18 protein-coding genes are annotated in these 18532 nt (G+C 62.5%); 5 read left to right on the top strand and 13 right to left on the bottom strand.

Annotated features, from left to right (window positions below):
• Positions 1-6: 6 nt before the first annotated feature.
• Positions 7-771, bottom strand: coding sequence for an SDR family oxidoreductase (locus ACFE99_RS02110; RefSeq protein WP_375482001.1), 765 nt, complete (start codon positions 769-771; stop codon positions 7-9).
• A gap of 111 nt (positions 772-882) precedes the next feature.
• Here ACFE99_RS02110 and ACFE99_RS02115 point away from each other — a divergent pair, with 111 nt between their 5' ends.
• Together ACFE99_RS02115 and ACFE99_RS02120 are read left to right on the top strand one after the other, a co-directional pair.
• Positions 883-1854: an aldo/keto reductase gene (locus tag ACFE99_RS02115; protein ID WP_375481960.1), complete on the top strand. Its 972-nt coding sequence runs from the start codon at positions 883-885 to the stop codon at positions 1852-1854.
• 3 nt (positions 1855-1857) lie between these two features.
• Positions 1858-2553, top strand: coding sequence for a Type 1 glutamine amidotransferase-like domain-containing protein (locus ACFE99_RS02120; protein ID WP_375481962.1), 696 nt, complete (start codon positions 1858-1860; stop codon positions 2551-2553).
• A 72-nt stretch (positions 2554-2625) separates the two neighbouring features.
• On the opposite strand, the gene ACFE99_RS02125 is transcribed toward ACFE99_RS02120, so the two are convergent.
• The 5 genes from ACFE99_RS02125 to ACFE99_RS02145 all read right to left on the bottom strand — a co-directional run bounded on the left by ACFE99_RS02125 (position 2626) and on the right by ACFE99_RS02145 (position 7376).
• Positions 2626-3429, bottom strand: a complete 804-nt coding sequence (locus ACFE99_RS02125) for an SDR family NAD(P)-dependent oxidoreductase (protein WP_375481964.1) — start codon at positions 3427-3429, stop codon at positions 2626-2628.
• A gap of 12 nt (positions 3430-3441) precedes the next feature.
• Positions 3442-4167, bottom strand: coding sequence for a TetR/AcrR family transcriptional regulator (locus ACFE99_RS02130; protein WP_375481966.1), 726 nt, complete (start codon positions 4165-4167; stop codon positions 3442-3444).
• Between the two features lie 3 nt (positions 4168-4170).
• Positions 4171-5316 carry a sulfotransferase gene (locus ACFE99_RS02135; protein WP_375481968.1) on the bottom strand — a complete coding sequence of 382 codons (1146 nt, stop codon included), beginning with the start codon at positions 5314-5316 and terminating at the stop codon, positions 4171-4173.
• Entirely contained in the window at positions 5313-6521 is a 1209-nt protein-coding gene (locus ACFE99_RS02140) for a DUF1214 domain-containing protein (protein ID WP_375482003.1), read from the bottom strand. Before ACFE99_RS02140 ends, ACFE99_RS02135 begins: the two co-directional genes overlap by 4 nt.
• Before the next feature lie 186 nt (positions 6522-6707).
• The gene (locus tag ACFE99_RS02145) at positions 6708-7376 is read right to left on the bottom strand and encodes a TetR family transcriptional regulator (protein WP_375481970.1); all 669 of its coding nucleotides are present in this window, start codon (positions 7374-7376) and stop codon (positions 6708-6710) included.
• Between the two features lie 111 nt (positions 7377-7487).
• On the opposite strand from ACFE99_RS02145, the gene ACFE99_RS02150 reads away from it, so the two are divergent.
• The 3 genes from ACFE99_RS02150 to ACFE99_RS02160 all read left to right on the top strand — a co-directional run bounded on the left by ACFE99_RS02150 (position 7488) and on the right by ACFE99_RS02160 (position 10975).
• Positions 7488-8255 (top strand): CocE/NonD family hydrolase, encoded by a 768-nt coding sequence (locus ACFE99_RS02150; RefSeq protein WP_375481972.1) that lies wholly within the window; start codon positions 7488-7490, stop codon positions 8253-8255.
• Complete coding sequence (locus ACFE99_RS02155) at positions 8248-9234, top strand: CocE/NonD family hydrolase (RefSeq protein WP_375481975.1); 987 nt, start codon at positions 8248-8250, stop codon at positions 9232-9234. The genes ACFE99_RS02150 and ACFE99_RS02155 overlap by 8 nt, the downstream gene beginning before the upstream one ends.
• Positions 9235-9616: 382 nt before the next feature.
• Positions 9617-10975 carry a hypothetical protein gene (locus tag ACFE99_RS02160; protein ID WP_375481977.1) on the top strand — a complete coding sequence of 453 codons (1359 nt, stop codon included), beginning with the start codon at positions 9617-9619 and terminating at the stop codon, positions 10973-10975.
• Here the strand turns inward: ACFE99_RS02160 and ACFE99_RS02165 are convergent.
• The 7 genes from ACFE99_RS02165 to ACFE99_RS02195 form a co-directional block, all read right to left on the bottom strand.
• Positions 10972-12351: a tyrosine-type recombinase/integrase gene (locus ACFE99_RS02165; protein WP_375481979.1), complete on the bottom strand. Its 1380-nt coding sequence runs from the start codon at positions 12349-12351 to the stop codon at positions 10972-10974. The two genes, ACFE99_RS02160 and ACFE99_RS02165, sit on opposite strands and share 4 nt — an antisense overlap.
• 1 nt (position 12352) lies before the next feature.
• Positions 12353-13015 carry a recombinase family protein gene (locus ACFE99_RS02170; protein WP_375481981.1) on the bottom strand — a complete coding sequence of 221 codons (663 nt, stop codon included), beginning with the start codon at positions 13013-13015 and terminating at the stop codon, positions 12353-12355.
• 119 nt (positions 13016-13134) lie between these two features.
• Positions 13135-13704 carry a hypothetical protein gene (locus tag ACFE99_RS02175; protein ID WP_375481983.1) on the bottom strand — a complete coding sequence of 190 codons (570 nt, stop codon included), beginning with the start codon at positions 13702-13704 and terminating at the stop codon, positions 13135-13137.
• A 388-nt stretch (positions 13705-14092) separates the two neighbouring features.
• The gene (locus ACFE99_RS02180) at positions 14093-16402 is read right to left on the bottom strand and encodes a bifunctional DNA primase/polymerase (RefSeq protein WP_375481985.1); all 2310 of its coding nucleotides are present in this window, start codon (positions 16400-16402) and stop codon (positions 14093-14095) included.
• A 181-nt stretch (positions 16403-16583) separates the two neighbouring features.
• A complete protein-coding gene (locus ACFE99_RS02185) occupies positions 16584-16835 on the bottom strand; it encodes a hypothetical protein (RefSeq protein WP_375481987.1) in 252 nt (83 codons plus the stop codon).
• A 442-nt stretch (positions 16836-17277) separates the two neighbouring features.
• On the bottom strand, positions 17278-17880 hold the full coding sequence (locus tag ACFE99_RS02190) for a hypothetical protein (protein ID WP_375481989.1): 603 nt from the start codon (positions 17878-17880) through the stop codon (positions 17278-17280).
• Entirely contained in the window at positions 17877-18125 is a 249-nt protein-coding gene (locus ACFE99_RS02195; protein ID WP_375481991.1) for a hypothetical protein, read from the bottom strand. The genes ACFE99_RS02190 and ACFE99_RS02195 overlap by 4 nt, the downstream gene beginning before the upstream one ends.
• Positions 18126-18532: the final 407 nt, after the last annotated feature.

Raw genomic sequence — 18532 nt, forward strand, 5'->3', positions numbered from 1 at the left:
AGTTTCCTACCGTAGCGAATCCGGGAAGGCTGGTGCGCTGGCCGGCGCTCCTCGGGCCACCACGACCGGCATCGATGTCGATGCATCGGTGCGCAAGATCGTGTGCACGACGTCGATGAGGTCCTCGACCGGCATCAGCTTGCCGGGCATGCAGCCACGCGAAACCCACAGCGGGTAGGCCTGTTTGGCCAGCTCGAGATCCCAGCCGCTGCTCATTCCCGTTTGGCCGTCACCCTCGCCGCCGGGGCACTCCCCGACGATGAGGCACGTGAAGCCGATGCCGGGATGCTCGGCTCGCCACGCCTCCACGAGTCTCTCCAGCGCTGCCTTGCTGACGCCGTAGGCGCCCAGGCCCGGCCACGGCAGCCCGAAAGTGCCTGCGTCAGAAGAAAGGTAGACCGCCTTGCCCGCCGACGCCGTCAGGTGCGGCACCGCTGCGGCAGTCGCCAAAGCAGCGCCTATGACGTTGGTGTCGAAGATCCGCCGCCAGGTTTCGGCGTCGGTATCGACCATGCGAACGAGCGGCCCGATGGCTGGGGTGTACACGAGGTTGTCGATGCCGCCAAGCGCGTCGGCGGCCTCGATGACCGCCGACCGGCACGACGCCTCGTCGGTGACGTCGCATTGGATGGCGGTCGCGCCGTGTCCGGCGTCCTTTGCCGCGGCTTCGATACGCTCCCGGCGCCGGGCGAGAAGGGCGACCTGATCGCCGCGCTGCGCCAGCCCGACCCCGATGCAGCGCCCGAGCCCACTCGAGGCGCCGATCACCACCGTCCGTGACATTTCCGCCCTCTCTTGTAACGAGCCGCTGCAGGCACAGCGTATCGGCCATCGGGCGGACACTCGCGTCGGGCGTGCGGGCCCCTCAGTACGGTGGGGCATATGAAGTATCTGGATGTCGAGGGAGTCGGGAACGTCAGCAGGATCGGGCTGGGCACGTGGCAGTTCGGCTCGTTCGAATGGGGCTACGGAGACAGTTACGCCTCGGGTGCCGCCCGTGACATCGTCCAGCGCGCCCTCGCCTTGGGGGTGACGCTGTTCGATACCGCCGAGATCTACGGGCTTGGCCGCAGTGAACGGATCCTCGGCGAGGCACTCGGTGACAAGCGCGCCGAGGTTGCGGTGGCGAGCAAGATCATGCCGGTGGCGCCGTTTCCTCCCGTGGTCAAGCAACGTGCCCGCGCCAGTGCACGGCGACTGCAGCTCGATCGCATCCCGCTCTACCAGATCCACCAGCCCAACCCGGTCGTTCCGGATTCGGTGATCATGCCCGGGATGCGCGAACTGCTGGACAGCGGCGTCATCGGCGCGGCCGGCGTCTCCAACTATTCGCTGTCACGTTGGCAGAAGGCGGACGCTGCGCTCGGGCGTCCGGTCATCAGCAACCAGGTGCATTTCTCGCTCGCGCATCCCCAGGCGCTCGACGATCTGGTTCCGTTCGCGCAGCGCGAGAACCGCATCGTGATCGCCTACAGTCCACTGGCGCAGGGACTGCTGGGCGGCAAGTACAGCGTCGAGAACCGGCCCGGTGGTGTCCGCGCGGTCAACCCGCTTTTCGGTACGGAAAACCTGCGCCGGATCGAGCCGCTGCTCCAGACGCTGCGCGACGTCGCCGCCGAGGTCGACGCCAAGCCGGCACAAGTGGCGCTGGCCTGGCTGACCAGCCTGCCGGGCGTCGTCGCCATTCCCGGGGCGTCGAGCGTCGAGCAACTCGAGTTCAACGTGGCCGCCGCCGATATCGAGTTGAGCCCCCAGGCCCGCGACGCGCTCACCGACGCGGCGCGCGCCTTCCGACCAGTCCCGGCCAGGCGCTTCCTCACCGATATGGTCCGCGAGAAACTCGGACGTCGCTGAACGGTGGCACAATTCCAACCTCTGTATCTGCTGGCGGACAGTCAACTGTTGTTCTGGCAACAGCGGGACCGACTGCTTCTCGAGGCAGCCCTCGATGGATTGCCTCCGGATGGACCACTTCGCGCGGCATACATCGGTGCGTCCAATGGGGATCGTCCGGAGTTTTACGACATCTTCGAAGCGGCGATGGATGCGATTGGAATCACCAACCGTCGCATGGTCGATTCGTCGTTCGGTCCAGACGACCGTGCCTTCTTAGAGAGCGCCCAGCTGATTGTGCTCGCGGGTGGCGATGTGCGTCTTGGCTGGACCACGTTTGAGAAAACCGGCATGAAGGACGTGATCGAGAACCGATACGCCCGCGGCGCCGTCCTGGTAGGGGTTTCAGCCGGTGCAGTTCAGCTCGGACGGTATGGGATCGTCGAGACACCCGAATACCCCACGACCGAGCTGATCGAAATGTTCAAGCTCGTGCCCGCGGTTATCGATACCCACGACGAGGGGGGCGAGTGGGCGCGGCTGTCGCGCACGATTCGGTCGCTGGATGGGGCGGCCATCGGGCTGGGAATTCCATCCGGTGGCGGAGTCATCGTGCACGCGGACAGCACCATCGAGCCTCTGCGGCGTCCGGCGCACGAATTCCGATTCGAGGACGCTCGCGTTATCCATTCTTTGTTGTGCGCCGACGACGGCAACTAGAGCTAGCCTCGGCGCGGTGGCCATCAACGGATTGGCAAGAGCTGGGACCCGACCAGTGTCGCCGATCCTGGATTAGACGAAGTCCGATCCGCCATCGACGTTTACGGTTGCACCAGTGACGTATCCGTTGCGGCGAGAAGCCAGATACGCCGTAATGGATGCGACTTCCTCGGGTAAGCCGGCCCGCCCCAGGTCGCATGGTTGATGAAAGTTGGCGTCGATCCACGTCATCACATCTTCGGGATTGGTCGCGTCCAGGTTGTCGGCAGCGAGGATATCCCTGAGGTTCTCGGTGAAACTAGCAGTGACGATGGTCCCAGGGCATATGCAGTTGACCAAAATGCCGTCTTTGGCAAGGCTTCTCGACAAATTCTTCGTGACGCTGCTCAGCGCCGCTTTGGATGCCGTGTACCCGACGATCCGCGGATTCTGCCGTTGAATCGAATGTGCTGACAGCGTCACGATGCGAGCCCATTCCGCTGCGCGCAGCATGGGTAGCGCTGCACGAATGGACCGCACTCCTGACATGGTGCCGAGCGTAAACGCCATTTCCCAGTCCGCGTCGTCCATTTGCTCGAAGTAGCCATCCGCCGGTCCGATCGTGTGGACGAGGCTGTTCAGTTGGCCCCAACGGTCGGATACCTCGGCGAAACCAGCTGCGATCGAGTCGGCATCGGACATGTCGACGCTTATCCCGACAGCCTCGGGCGCCCCCGCCGACTTCAGTAATTCAACGGCCACATCCAGTGCAGCTCTATTGCGCGCCATGACAGCGACGCTGGCGCCCTCGGAGGCCAGTGTCTGCGCGATTGCCAACCCCATCCCCTTACTACCGCCGGTGACAACGGCTTTAGCGCCAGCCAAACCTAGATCCACTGTTTCCTCCTGCTAGCCATGCTGACGATCAGCGGCTTGTGTGAGTCCCTTTTTTGGTGATGAATCCGACCGTGCCGCCAGAACCGCAGCGACGCTCTTTGGCGCCACCCCTAAGCCGCGCAGACAGGTCTGAAGAACTTGTCTGCGGACCTCGCCGGGGTCGCCATCTCCCGCTACCCATTCTCTTTCGATGCATGCCCACACCGCGCCCTGAATGATCTGCGCGCTGGTCTGTGGGTCTATGTCGTTAAACACGCCGTCGTTCAAGCCTCGGTTAAGCTCCTCTACGAGCGGCGCGAGCATCTCGTTAAAAGCCGCGAGGACCAACGGCGGCGAGGCGAACATCAGCGATTGCGCTTCCACCGATAGTTGGCGCAGTTCGGATTTGATGTTCGGGTCAAAGGCTAGATCCAGCCTGCCGTCGATCCAGGCCGCAACCGCATCAACCGGTGTGGGCGAACGTCGCATCTTTCGCCGCAGTCGCCGTTTCTCGGCGCGCGCCGCCTCCAGGAAAAGTGCTGCTACGAGTTCGTCTTTGGACGCAAAATGCCGGTAGAAGGCACGCGTCCCCAGGTGGCATCGCTTGAGAACACTCGCGACATTTAACGCGCGGACTCCTTGTTCACGCGCTATCTCCACCGCCGCGGCCACAATGCTGTTACGCACGGCAGGTTCGGGGCTGAGCTTGTCGCGCCGTCGCCGCGGGCGGTCGTCGTCATCAAGGGCGGGTTTGGTCACCGATCAGGCTGTCGCGTCGTAGGTGGCGAGGTAGTCGGCGAAGCTAGCACGAACCCGGTCGGGTGTCAGTCCGTAATCGGAGAGTGTGTATTGATGGACACCGCGGTCGCCGGGCTTGTGATGCTTCGCCCATTGCTGGACCGCGGACAAAGTGGCGTCGCTGAATGTCAGACCGAGCTTGCGGTAAGCACCTTCAAGTGTGCCCACCGGATCGTTCTGCAGGTCGGCAAAAGAGACGTCGGCGAAACGGTTATCGCCGACCCGCTGACGAAATGACATTGCACGCCGAATCCCTTCACTCCAACTCGCAAGCTGTTCGGCACCCAGCTCTTGGGCGTCGTCGTGGTCACTGCTCCAGCTGCGCACATACTTAATGAGGCTGCACACAGACGCCATCACCTTGGCCGGATCGCGATGGCTCCACATGAATTTCGCGTCGGGATAGGCGGCGATCAGCGCGTCGAGAGCGAAAACATGCACCGGCGTCTTGAGATGCCACAGGTTTGGTTTGCAGTGCCACTGCAAGAGCTTGAGCACCTTGCGGTGGAACACGTAGGTCTCACCCATATCGCAATTCATCAGCCAGGCCACATAACTCGGGACGCGGACCACACCGTCAAAATGGAAGGTGCGGAAGCTCATTCCCATCAAATCCTGACACTCGGTGGCCGCGGTCGCCTCCGAGTTGTACAGCGTCTTCATCAACGGAAACATCTCGTAGAGCATTTGGATGCCCGCTTCAGCCTGCGCAATACGCGGGTCGGTGTGCTGAGTGGCGGCCTCGGGCGGCGGTGTCGGCTGCTGCGATTCCCATGTCCGCAGCGACCGAAACTGTGGATCGGCGGCCACCAGCTGGCTCAACGCCGTTGTCCCGGTTCGTGGGAGGCCTATGACGAAAACCGGTCCGGCAATCACTTCGCCATCGATCTCCGGGTGCTGCTTGTAGGTGTCCACGATCTTGAGGCGCTGGATGAGGGCATTGCTGATGGTGGCGTGCTGAATGACTCGGCCCATGTCATTGAGATTCGCTTCGGTGTTCAACGCCTCAACGGTGCGTTCCAAACCCTCGCGGTAGTACGGCGATCCGAAGTCGTCCAGGCCGGTTGCCTTGCGGGCTCCTTCTTCTAGTTCGTCGGCGGAGAAGGTCATCGACGGAACCTCTCATGGACCGCGCGTCGTCGGGCTTGAAGAATCGAGCGTCGTTCCGTAGGCGTGACCATCTTCGTGTCAGCGGGCAGCGCCGTGGTGATTTCGTCAAACTTCACCAGCCGAGCGATAGGTGTTGGCGCAGTCTTGGTTCGCACGCAGCGCAAGATCATCGCGCCGTTGGTATGGCCCGCTGTGTCCAGCCAGTTTGCCACCCCAGGGTCACGCGCAGAAATCACCACGCGCACTTGCCCATCGGAGTCCACCACCGCCTGATGACCGTTTAAGCTGGACTGGTGGCGCCCATAGTGAATGGTCTCCCACCACGGATTGCCCAGTGAATAACTCCAATAGACACCTTCGGGTGGCTCGACCTCCAGGATGAGGGCTTCGTCGTGTTCAAGTGCCCAGCGGCCAATCACCGGACGGTTTTCGGCGGCCGCGCCTATCGCACTGAGGTCGCTGCCCGGCAAGAAGCCGTTCGACGGGGGCGCCTCGCCGAATTGGAGAAAGAACTGAAGGTTCGCCTGGACGAAATCACCCAGCGCGACAAGTTGCCGAGGCACAGCGGCAGTGAGATCGATGGACCAGGCATTCGTGGCGGCAGAACCACCGATCCGCTCGATCTGCAACGCAGACGGTACCTCGGTCTCCCAGTCGTAGAAGAAGTGCCGAATCGTCAAGGTCGGATGGTCGCCCTCGATCCGCATCCAATTGCCTGGCCGCTCATCGGCAGAAACGGTGACCTCAAAGTTCCCGTCCGCGTCCACTTCGAGCTCGTCGACGAGCGCATTGCTCGTCGACGAGATGCCGTTCATTGTCTGCAGGCCGACATAGCGTGCTGTTCCGCGGTTGCCGAATACCCGGTAAATTTGGTCGCCGCTCAACGCTGCGCCGGTATACAAACCGTCCGGGCATTCCATCCCCCAGGTGATGACGTCATCAGTGCTCGTAGCGGTAACCGCGAGGATGGGATCGGGGTCGACGCGCAAAGCCGCATCGACGCCGGCCGCCAACAGCACCAACAGATGGCGCATGCCCGATGCCAGGTCAATCGGTGTTCTGCTGACAGGGTTGGATGCAACGATGTCGCCCGCAGCCTTCAAACGTTCGAGCAGATACGACCATGCCTGCGCGAGGTCCCGCCCTTCTGAACCGACAGTGGCGGATAGCGATGCCTCGACAATCGAGAACGGCAACCAAGCCATCGGCTTCGCGGTTTCGGTCACCTTCGTCCCTTTCGCACCGCGCGTCGACACACGCTTATCTGAAAATCATGTTTTCAGTTATAGCTAACCTTCACACAGGGTTGCCACCTTGTCAACACTTCCTCTGGGGCGGTTGATATGTGCGATGCTGACTGGACTGGTAAGCCGATGCGCAAAAGACGCTAATTACAACGGCTTTGGGTTCCCGCGGTGTGCTCCTCGCCGCGACGGATGAGTCGAAATCGGGCGGCTCTGTGTCAGCACACTTTGGATTGCCGGTGCGACAAGCGCGACCAGCGTCTCAACGTCCACGTTCGCAAGTGTGGGGACACCCACGATTCGCCGTCCCACGACGATCCCAACCAGCATCGATGACGCGAGCCCCGCCCGGAGTGCCGCGTCGTCCACCGCACGCGATCCGCCCCCATCGAGCAGTCGAGCCTGAATCAACTCGCGCAACTGCGCGCGCGCCTGCTCGTTGACGATCGCGCCTCGCAACGTCGCGATCAGAGGATCGGAGTCTTCGGGAGCGCCCTCCCACGCGTCAAGATAGGCGCGCACGACTCGTTGACCGAGGTGCTCATCAGGTCCTTCGAAAGCAATCTTCAAGCGTGCCAACGCCTCCGGTGAGATCGCCATCACCGCGGCGAAGAGTTGTTCCTTCGAACCGAAAAACTGCATCACCAGCGACGCGTCGACGCCGGCATCGGCCGCGATCCGCCTGATCGTGGTCGCGGCAAAACCGTCGCTGGCGAACCGGACGCGAGCGGCGTTGATGATGGCCTGCCGGGTTGTACTCGTACCGGGCCGACGCCCGCGACGCCCCCCACCCACCGGCGTGGTGTTCACCGTCATGCGCCGAAGCTAACGCCTCTCCATCAAAATCTCAACGTCTGTTGATTTTATCCCGGCCGGGTTTTATCGTTCGGGGACGCCGGAAGGCGCAGGGTTTCCGAAGGGGTGCACATGGCTCAGGTCGAGAAAATGTTCATGCCATCGCATCCTTTGCAACCGGATGAGAGGTTCGGGGTGCTGAGCGGATTCGATCCCGGCACCCGGATCCTGCCGGCGGGCTTTCGGCTCGCGCCGCCGTTTCGGAGCTTGCCGGTCGACGTCGTGCTCGACAAAGACGTCCCGGTCACCATGCGTGACGGTGTGACGATCTATGTCGATATCTTGCGGCCAGCGGGCAGCGGGAAGGTACCGATCATCGTGGCCTGGAGCCCGTGTGAGAAGGGTGAGGGCAGCGCGCCTGCCGCGCTGGGGGTGTTCGAGCTGGTCGGCCTGGACAACGGGATCGTGTCAGGCCTGCACAAGTTCGAGGGGCCCGACCCGGCCTACTCGTGCGCCCACGGGTATGCGATCTGCAATCCGGATCCCCGAGGCGTCTGCGACTCCGAGGGCGACAGCGTCTTGTGGGACCGCCAAGAGGGCCAGGATTGCCACGATCTGATCGAATGGCTGGCCGTCCAGGAGTGGTGCACCGGCAAGGTCGCGATGAGCGGCACCTCCTATCTGGCGGTCGCGCAGTGGTTCGCCGCGGTCGAACGGCCGCCGCATTTGGCGGCGATCAACCCGTGGGAGGGCGTCAGCGACGTCTACCGCGATCTGGTGATGCGCGGCGGGATGCCCGACACCGGGTTCGTCCGGCAACTGCGGGACAACAGCTACTGGGGGCAAGAGCCGCAAGGAGGACCTCCTCGCCGAGGCGCAGCGGTACCCGCTGATGAATGACCTGTGGCAGAACAAGATTCCCCGCGTCGACCGGATCACGGTGCCGGCCTACATCGTGGCCAGCTACTCCAACACGCTGCACACGGCGGGCACCTTCCGTGCCTGGCGGCGGATCGGGTCGAAGGATAAATGGCTGCGCATCCACAACAGCCAGGAGTGGCCCGACTACTACGACGAGACCAACAGGGCGGATCTGCGCCGATTCTTCGATCACTTCCTCAAGGGTGAGGACAACGGCTGGGAGCAGACCCCGCGCGTCCGCTACGCCCTTCTCGACCTCGAAGGCGGCGACCAAGTCAAGCTTTCCGCGGATCAGTTCCCGCCGCAGGGCGTCACCTACACGAAGTACTACGTCGATGGCCGCTCGCGCACTCTGCGCACGGAGCCGCCCGCGGAGGAGGTGACGACCGTCTACGCCGCGGAAGCCAACCCGAACTTGGTCTCCTTCATCGTCCGCTTCGACGAGCAGACCACGATGGTCGGCTACCCCAAAGCGCGTCTGTGGGTCGAGGCGAAGGGCGCCGACGACATGTACCTCTTCATCTGCGTGCAGAAGCTGAATGCGCAGGGGACGCATCTGCAGGTGTTCACCGTGCCCAACCAGAGCGCGAGGGTGCACGACGTCACCGAGCGGGGGGCAACGATTCTGCGGTACAAGGGTTCCGAGGGCCGTCTGCGGGTGTCGATGCGGCACCTGGACGAGACGCTGTCAACTGACGAAGTCCCGGCCCACAGCTTCGACCGGGTCGAAAAGCTCAGCCCCGGTGAGGTAGTCGACGTCGACATCGACCTACTGCCGATCGGTCTGGTATTTCACCGCGGCGAGCAGGTTCGGCTAATCATCAGCGCGCAAAACCTGTTTGGCCCATGGATGCCCGGCCTGCGGGAATACATCCCGCAGAACAGTGGGCAACACGTTGTCCATACCGGAGGATCACGCGCCTCGTATCTGCAACTGCCCATCGCGATCGCTCGATGAGCCCCTTGGAATCAAAGATCAACCGAAACCTGTGTAAAGAATCAGCCGAAACACTGTCCGGCATCACCCCAAGCCGAAACGTCGAGCATCAGCCGAGGTCATACAGATTTATTGTGGGGCGGGCGGGACTCGAACCCGCGACCAACGGATTATGAGTCCTTAGCCACGCCGAGTATCGGGCCTGGTCGCGGTTAGCTGAAACCGCCAGAAACGCCTGCTCAGAGCTGTTTTAAGCCGTTGCCGGTACGACCCCGGTACGCCTACGGTACGGCCTAGAAGCGCCCCCAGTCGCGTACGTCGCGCGTACACGAAAGAATTAGCTAGCGACACGCCGGGCGACTATCGCGCGACTCCCCACGGCCCCAATGCGACTATTCCGTCGATGGGAGACGAACTGCAGGAGACCCTCGACGGAACGCTGGGCCACTTCTGGCTGAGTCCCGCTGACGTGTACAACTTTGATAAGTCCATGGACGGCTACGTACGCCTGGCCGACGACAATCTCTTCCACATCGACACTCTTCGCACGCGCGAATTCAACGGCGGTTTCGGCATGAACGAGGACCGACTTCCGCAGCCTGAGGCCGTGTACGGAATGACGTCGAGTACTCGCGCAATTTTCTTTGATATTGCCGGCGTTGCTCAGTCAAACGTCATGGGTCAACGAGCCTCGACGCAGACGATCCGCACTCGCGGTGTCGTTGTCAAAGTGCCATTCGCAGTACTCAAGAGTGACAAGTTTCTCGCGGTTGAGCTTGAGATTCCGCAGGTAACCCGATGGGCAAGACTAACTAGCATTCGGGAATCGGTGCACCAGCCTCCCGGCAGTCGGGCGAAGCAATATAAGGCAGAGACGGTGGACGTGGAGCCTCTCGAACTGGACATTCGACGCGGCTTCAAATTGAAGCTCGACTCGACTTGGCACGTGGACGGCCCAGACGATAAGCGAACGATCAATGCGCCGCTTGTCGTCGCTACGTCAAGCCGAACCCCGCGAGCTTGGCACGACCACCTCGTACCGCTGCTTGCAGTTCAAGATTTAATAAGCCTGGCGCACGAAGGATTCGTGGCGGCAGAGCGCGCCACTGTCGAATTCGAGATCGCCGACGACGGGCGACCGCGCGAAAGCCCCGAACTCTGGAACTCTCGATTGATGACGCTGCCGCGCAAAGGCGGGGTGCCAAAACCGAAGTCGATGAACGAGATTCCGCTGTTCTACCTAAGCCACATTGGTGGCGTCAAAGGTCTCCGCAATTGGATTCGGCTAGATCAGCAGTATCCGCGTGCTACCGGCCCGCTCACGAACGCTTACCGCTACGGCGAGAGCGGGGTCGAAGTGCACCTCATCGAGATCGCTCTCGGCATGGAGTATTGGACCCGACTGCACAACGAGCACTTCAAACGCGCGTGGGCAAAACCTCGAAAACGAGGCAAGAAGGATGAGCCACTTCCGATGGCGATGGGCCGCTATGCAGGACCGGCCTTCACAGAATTTGTAGGGGGCGACCTCGACGCCTGGGTAGATCTCTTCTGGGGCACCTACAACAAGCTCAAGCATGCACCCAGCTTCGAGTACGACCCCTACGAGATCCAGATTCTTGGTGACACGGGAGCTCTGCTACTGCTAGGCACGCTACTTAATCGCATTGCGGGAAACAGAATCCCGATGGAAGCACTCACACGTAGCCACCGCACACAGCGCCTCAAGCAACGGGTTCAGGAGTTGGTCGCGGCAACCTAACCACGCCGTTTCAACGGCACGACGTTCCCAGCGGCCTCGGCTGACCTCTTGGGCGGGGTCGGCTCCGGCAGGGTGTTCAGCGCGCCGCCGTACTGCTCCGGGATCCAGTCGCCGTAGATGTCGAGCGTCAGGGTGAAGCTACTGTGCCCCAACCATTTGGACACCTGCATGAAATGAACCCCGGCCGACAGCTGGAGCGTGGCGAACGTATGCCGGAGGTCGTGTAGCCGCACACCCTTGACTGCAGGGACCGGCGTGCCGTCGTCTAGGGTCGTGGCCCGCGTGCTCGCGGGTAGCCCGACCGCCGCCAGGGCGGGGCGTAGAACGTTCTTGTAAAACGCCGTCGTGTCGACCGGCTCCGAGTAATCCAGCGGCGCTACCGCCCGATAGCCACGGCGGCGTACCCCGCCGAGTACCCGGTTGGGCCATAGCGGCGCTGTCGGTTCGTCGGCGCGCGGGTGCTCGGTTAGGTAGTCGGCCATCCGCTCCGCGAGCCAGGGCGGTAGCGGGACCGTCCGGGCGCTCTTGGCGCTCTTGAGGGTATCGGTAACCCACAGCCCGGTGCGGCGCTTCTTGGCGCGGCGGACGTTTACGCTCGCGTGCGGTCCGGGCGCGAACACGAGGTCACCGACCTCTAGCCCGGCTAGTTCCTCGGCGCGCAGCCCCGTATAGGCGGCGAACAGCGTCAGGAGCTCGTAGACCGGGTACCGGGTGCCGATGCTCCCAGCGACGGCGGCGACCTGCTCGGCAGTCAGCGGGTGGTGCCGCCGATTGCGGCGCTTCGCACTGTTCGCCGAGAAGTCCACGCCGTCAATCGGGTTCGTCACAATCGCCTTGTGGCGCAAGGCGTACACGAACACGCTGCGGAGGACCGACCAGTGGTGCTTCAGGGTGGCTGGAGTCAGCCCGCGCGCCACCAGCGCGGCAAGGAACTGCTCGCAGTGCGCCGGGACTATGGACGCGATCGCCTTCGCCCCGAACTCCGGCAGGACGTAAACCGCAAGGCGCTTCTCGTAGCCGTCGACCGTATCCGCCTTCACCTTGCCGGACGCGACCTTTAGGCGTTGGGCATCGAGCCAGGCCCTCGCGTAGTACCCGAACGGCAGCTCACCCGCCTTGCGCTGCTCGGCCAAGGCGCTGGTTCCGGTCGTATGCCGCGCGGCGTTTAGCTCGTCGCGTCGCGCCTCTGCGGCCTCGCGGGTGTCGTACCGCTCGCCCCGGTTGCGGGTGCGTTTGGGGCCGTCCGGATGGTCGGGGTTGACCGGAACAGGTAAACCGAACTCATCGCGCACCGGCTCGCGCCAGATCACCTCATAGCGCTTGACGGTCTTGCCGTTGCGCTTTCGCTTGGTCTCATGGACCTTGATGTACGCCATGTCACTGAATCCCCTCGCGTGCAAACACGTCTCGCACGGTCGTCGGGTACCACTTCGCGCCACCACCGGGCGCGGGCACGCAAAGCCTGGTGAGCTCGGCAGCAATTGCGTTGGCGCTAAGGCCGTCGCGCATACGCATGTCCACGATGCGATTCGCAACGGCTGGGTCGATCCGTGGTGGCCGGCCAAGGCGCTTGCCCGCCTTGCGTGCTTTAGCCAGTCCCTCTTTAGTCCGCTCGCTGATCTTGCGGCGCTCTTCTGCCGCGACGGCATTGCGTATGTCTGCGACAAGCCTCTGGTGCGGTTCGCCGCTGTCAGCACCTTCGCAGTCCATCAGCCGCCATGCATTGCGTTCGGCTTGCTTGAATAGCCGGGCGTGGTCGAGCTGGTCGCGGGTCGCGCGGTCGAGTGCGCGAACGAGCAAAGCGTCGGCCACGCCTGCCTCAATCGCGGCGATGGCAACTTGCCTGCCGTACATACGATCTGACTCGCTTCCGCCTACAACATCGGACGTCACCGTCAACAGTTCGTGGCCGTTCTGCTCGCAAAACCGTTCTAGGACTTGACGTTGCGCGCCGAGACCGTGCCCGTTCTCGCCTTGTCCTGCCGTGCTCACTCGGCAGTAGCCGATTACGCGCAGCGGTCGCGCGTCCGATTGGGTCATTCGTCCCTCCTTTATCGCCGAAACCGCCTAATCGGTCGGTTCGGCGATAAAGCTACGCCAGTCGAGCACACCTCGCTATCCCCTCTTACCAGGCTGTTTAGCGCGTTCAGCAAACGTAATCAGCGATAACGCCTGGTCGTGCGCCGCACCTGTCGAATGCGCGTCTCGGTCACCGCCTCCTCCATCGTCACGAGCCCAGGTGGGGGCGTAGGCGGTTGCGGCTGGTCGGAGGGTACCCGGCGGCCCTCGGCGGCGTTCAAGCCGTCAGTGGGCGAATGAGCCGGGCCAGTGGGGCCTTCGGGAACTAGCTCGGCGTCCACGACCTCGGGTAGCTCGCGGGCGAGCGGTGGCGGCGGGAGTTCCGGCGTCTCGGGTGCGGGTAATCCGCGAGCGGCGCGGGACTCCTCGCGGGTCACCGTGGCGATACCCGCGATGCCCACTAGCATTTCCTCGTAGGGCTTGGGCTCTGCGGTCGCCGAGAGCTCCAGGGTCTGCTTCGCCGATACGCCTGCGCGGTCCAGGGCATCGCGGATCGCCGCCAGCTTCACCGCTTCTGACTCTGCGCCAGTCGCTATCCCGAGCAGTTCGCGGGCCATGCGGTCGGCTGCTTCCTCAAGTCGCTGGCGCGCTTTTGCTTTCACCTGTGGTGCCGCGCCGCCGTGGACCCGGCACACGCTCGCGCCCTTCACGGCGTAACGGCGGCAGGGTTCGTGGTCCTGTCGGCGCGCTTGGCATCGGCGCGGATGGTCAAGTGGCACTCCACCATTTACTTGTAAATACCTCGCCATGTTTATTGGTTCCTTTCATCCAGGGGTCACGATGGTCCGTGCAATTACGTTCGGTTGCAGCTAGTTTGGGCGTGGCATAGTTCGACGCACGTATGTTCTCGGCAGCCAAGGCGCTTCAGAGGGGGAGGCGGGGAGACTTTCCCCGTTTGGGGCGCGAAAACTTCTGTCTCGCGCGATGCCCGCGAATGGTATTTTTCTAATGACCAGGTCTTATTAGGTTCGCCTAATTTACAAGTTTCGCCCATAGCCGGGGAGGCTGCTCCCCGTCTCCCCGGCTGGATACGAGCGCTCATCGCCCCTCCGCGAGATGGAACCTGTAGCCGTCGTTACCTTGGTACTCAATGCCTTTAACTTCGACCGCACCAACGAGTCGTAGCGATTCAAGTGCAGGTTCGACATACTGCCGGTCGGCGCTGCTGAAGCACTTCTTGATTTGGTTCAGGGTCCGGTCATTCTGCTCGCGCAGTTTTCGGCAGATGCCCTCGGCCACTCGCGTAATCGCCTTGTTGCGTACCACGGCCTCAGCCGCGAGCGCCCGCTCGCCTTCTTGCCGACCGCGCTCTTGGTTGACCAACCTCGCCTTGGTCTTCAACGCCGCCTGGACCTCGGTGCGCGTCGCATTTGACACGCCCATCACGACGCCGGCCAGGTCCCAGTCCTCTTCTGACACCTTGTCGGTACGTCCATTCATCCACATCAGGCCGACCGCAACTTTCAACCGGGCCAACGTGGCATGAGCGTCGAGAGCCTGGGTCTCCGATACCTTGCCCCGCAGCTTCGCCCGCTGCTCTCGTCGAATCGTCTCAACCACGCTCGGCGGTAACTCCAGAACGTGGAACTCTGACTTGTCGGCAGGGACGTCCAATCTGAACTCATCGACCTCGGAACCAAACTTCACCGTCAAGCCGTCATCGGCATCCGTGCCCGTATCGGCGGCCTCAGGCTTTGGTTCGCCCGGACTTGGCCAATCCGATAGGCGTAGTGGCTTGGGCTCAGCGGGTGGCGCATCGGGTGCGTCACGGTCGGTCGTCGGTAACCAGATAAACCGCTGTGGCGTGCCGCCGTCCGCCTCCTGCAGGAGCGCCTTCGCCCGGCCAGGTTGAACGCCGACAATCATGGTCATGCGGTAGCGGTGACCCATTACGATGACGGCCTTCTCCACATTCGCCCAGCCGAATCCGAGTCGCTCTCCCATCCATGCTTTCCGCAGTTCGGGCATCAGGGTCGAACCGCCACGCGCCGTTAGCGCCGCGAACGTGTCAATCTCGGGAACCGAGAACATCACTGAGTTCCGCAGGTTGATCTGCTCGGTTTGCTTATTGTAGGCGTACTGCTTGAGGATGCCTTCACCACTACCGGGCGTCGCAACGAACACATAGGTGTGGCTGGCCACGAAGTCCTCGGCGACCGCTTCGGAAGTGTTCTTGCCGAAGCCTGATCGGGCTACCAGGGCGACGAACAGGTTAAGGCTCGCCTCGGACCCAACGGTCGGCGGAAGCACCACATGCGGCGGAATCGTCGCAATCACACGCGCCAGGACCGCGCCGAGCGTCGACCAGGGACCAACGCACCGTGCCCGCGCGAATGTCCGCAGGCGTTCCAACTCTGGTCGCGCCGACCAGAATGCTTCCAACTCAGCCTCGGTCGGCAGCAGGTCATTCCTGTGTGCTCGCTCAGGATCAGCTTGTGCCGCTGCCCACTTGATGATCCGTGTGAACTCGTCGCCTAGTTGGCTGACCCGCGCCCGGTCGTCGGCGTCAGTGAACTCCGCTTTATAGGCCGAATACAGCACGCCGAACGCTTCACGCGCCGAATAACAGCCCGCCATCGCCTCGGACATCGCCCACGGCGCGACCTTCACGAGGCTGTCGTGTCTGCCTGCGCCATTCTCAACCTCACCGCGGAACCGCGCCACCGGACCGCTCACCGTGTGTCGGCAGCCCGCACGCCCGCATCCGCCGCCCGTGTAGGTGTCAAGGAACGTATCAAGTTCGGCGTCGGTCAGTGGGTCGGCACAATCGGCGGCCTCGGACAAGCATTCTCGCAGAACGTCTGGAAGCGGGGTAATGTCCTCGGCCTTGCCCCAGCTGTAGTCGCCGCCCTTGGTGTCAGCGTCGGGGTAGTCGCCGCCCTTGGTGTCAGCGTCGGGGTGCGGGGTCGGCGCCAGGACGATCACGCCGTTCTTGCCGCGTACCTGGCCCCAGCGCATGAACAATCCGGCGCTGTTACCAAACTGTTCGCCGTGTGTCAGGAATAGATAATGTCCCCGATCACCTGTGCGTCGGGTCAGATGTATTGCACCCGCATTTCGCAGCGCCGTGGCAATTTCAGGGTGGCCGTCTCGGCTGATTTGGTCCAGGTCGTCAATGTCCAGGTCAAACGCGATGAGACCGGACCTGCCGCAGTGCAGTGCTATGCCACAGTTGGGATTCGCTGTCCACCATCGACGTATCTGGTCAGGGTCGCGGGTCGACTGATCCTGCCATCGGCCATGCACCACGCTACCTGGGTTCTTCACGTCGTTGGGATCGGTTGGTAACAGGTAGCATCCGGCGTCGGCATAAGCCAGAGCCGCATCCAGCAGCGACAGGCCGGCCACGTTGGGGACAGCAACCTCGTCGCTCACCAGATGCACCAACACACTGCCGTAGTCCTCAACGACCATGGCGCACTTTGGCTTTCGCCGATAGGCTTTATTCGGTATACTCACTAGTACCTGCCTTTTTGCCAGCTAGTCGGGTAGTCGCCCCCGGTCATTGCCAGCCGGGGGCGACGCACTTTTACTGAGCGGGCTCCACTTTCGGCGCACGGTAGATGCCAGGCTGCCGGCGCGACTTGATCCAGTCGAGGCCGTCGCGTTTGCTGAAATAGTTCTTGTTGCCAATGCGGGTCGGCGTAATTTCCCGCCTAAGCACGGCCCACTTCACGCTGCGCCGGGTTACGCCAACCAAGTACTCGTCGTAGTACAGGTACTCCCAGAGCTCCTGCTCAGACAAGTTCGGCTTGTCGAGGTCGTCCAGGGCGTCGGCCATCGTGTTCTCCTCCAAATAAAAAAACTGGCGCGCATCGAAGGTCCACCCTCTTAGGTCTGTGAGGGTTTGCCTTCGACGCACGCCAGTCTCAGTGGTTTAGCGCGTCGCGTCGGTCCGTAGATCCAGGGCTGAGCCCATCGTCTATGTGGCCTTTCGCGGGCGATATTCAGTTCTCGGTACGTATTAGCGTACCGCATCGCCCGCTTGTTTCGCTCGGCCTAACTCGTTGTCGCGGAGTAGGTTTCGTGTCTGACCGAGCAAGTGCTTGGCCGGTCAGTTGTTTGTGAGCTCACCGAGCAAGTGCTCGGTCGTGGCGAGCAAGCAGTTGCTTGGTGCCTGCCTGAAGCGCGCCGGAAACTTGCGACCGATCCGCCCTCGCCCGCCGTACCGCCTCGGCCTCGCATCACGTCAGTGGGCCGGTGAGCGGCCCCGGCGGGTGCGTCTAGAGCGGCGATTGCCCTACCCTGACGCGAGCCTCCATTTCGGAAACGATGAAGCCCGTCGTGGCCATGTCAACCGCCTTGTCTAGGCAAGGTTGGCAGCACTCAAACAGCAATAGGAACTGGCCGCGCTGGAGAGGGAAGAACAAGGTGCCGCCGCCACAGTCGTCGGCCACCTTGATGTTGCACTCGTCCTGCCGCCAGACCCAGGCGCTCGCATAAAGCAGGTCCGCAAACAGGTCGGCCGACTTGCGGCCCCGGCAGGCGAACAACCGCTTGTCGCCGACAAAGTGCACGTACAGCACGCGGTCGTCGCTGGCTTTATCGCGATTGAAATGCCCACCCCGAGGCGTCACGTACTTGACTTCGTCACAAGCCATTGCTGCCCGCAGCTCGCGCATCGTCCGGTCAGCTACCTCGTACATGCTCGGGCTGCGGATCGGGTCGAACAGCAGACCATTATCGGTCCCTTGCCGCATAGACCGCGCCATGATGTGCTCACCATCCAAGATGGCATCAACGGTGGGATCGCCGGTCCTTGGCGGGTGGCTGATGCTGTCGTACTTGGCCGTCAGGTAGTCGCGGCGCGGCTGGTCTATGGTCATGCGGTTCTCCGATCCTTGGTGATGTACCTGTAGAGGTCGCGGGTGCTGTAGTAGACCGCCCCGCCGATCAAGTAGCTCGGCAGCGTCCGGTTATTTGTGGCAACAACAACATTGTTCATCGTCACTGGTATCCCGAGAACGTCCCGGTACCACGCTACGGCCCCCGCCTTGCCTTTGATCGTCGGCGCGTCCGACAAGGCCAGCTCCGGCGGATCATCAGGGGTAAACGACACCACGCGGGCCATTCTGCCTCCAATGCTATTGGGCTTAGTTGCAGTATGTTTCGTTGTCGGCGTCGCCGAAACAGTCTATGGGATAAGCGAATCGACGCATCTCCGTCTAGCGTACCGCTAATCGGTCGCGGTCGTACCGCGTTCCCGCCGAGCCTCTACCGCCGACCGCTTAGCGCCGCGCCAGGTTTGATATCTGGCGCTAAAGTCTTTGAAAACGAGCGATATTCACGACTAAAGGCGGTGAACGAATGGCTGGTAAAGGCTATAACACTGAGGGCGATGTCCTCGTAAACCTAACGGCAGACGGCGTCGACCTCAACATGATTTGGGCCGAGATCAGAGAAGTGCTGGAACTGTACAACTCTGTGTTGACCGGCACTCAGGGTGAGCATGATGGCGGCGTTGATGGTGAGGATGTG

This window comes from uncultured Mycobacterium sp., from assembly GCF_964249325.1.
Taxonomy (GTDB): domain Bacteria; phylum Actinomycetota; class Actinomycetes; order Mycobacteriales; family Mycobacteriaceae; genus Mycobacterium.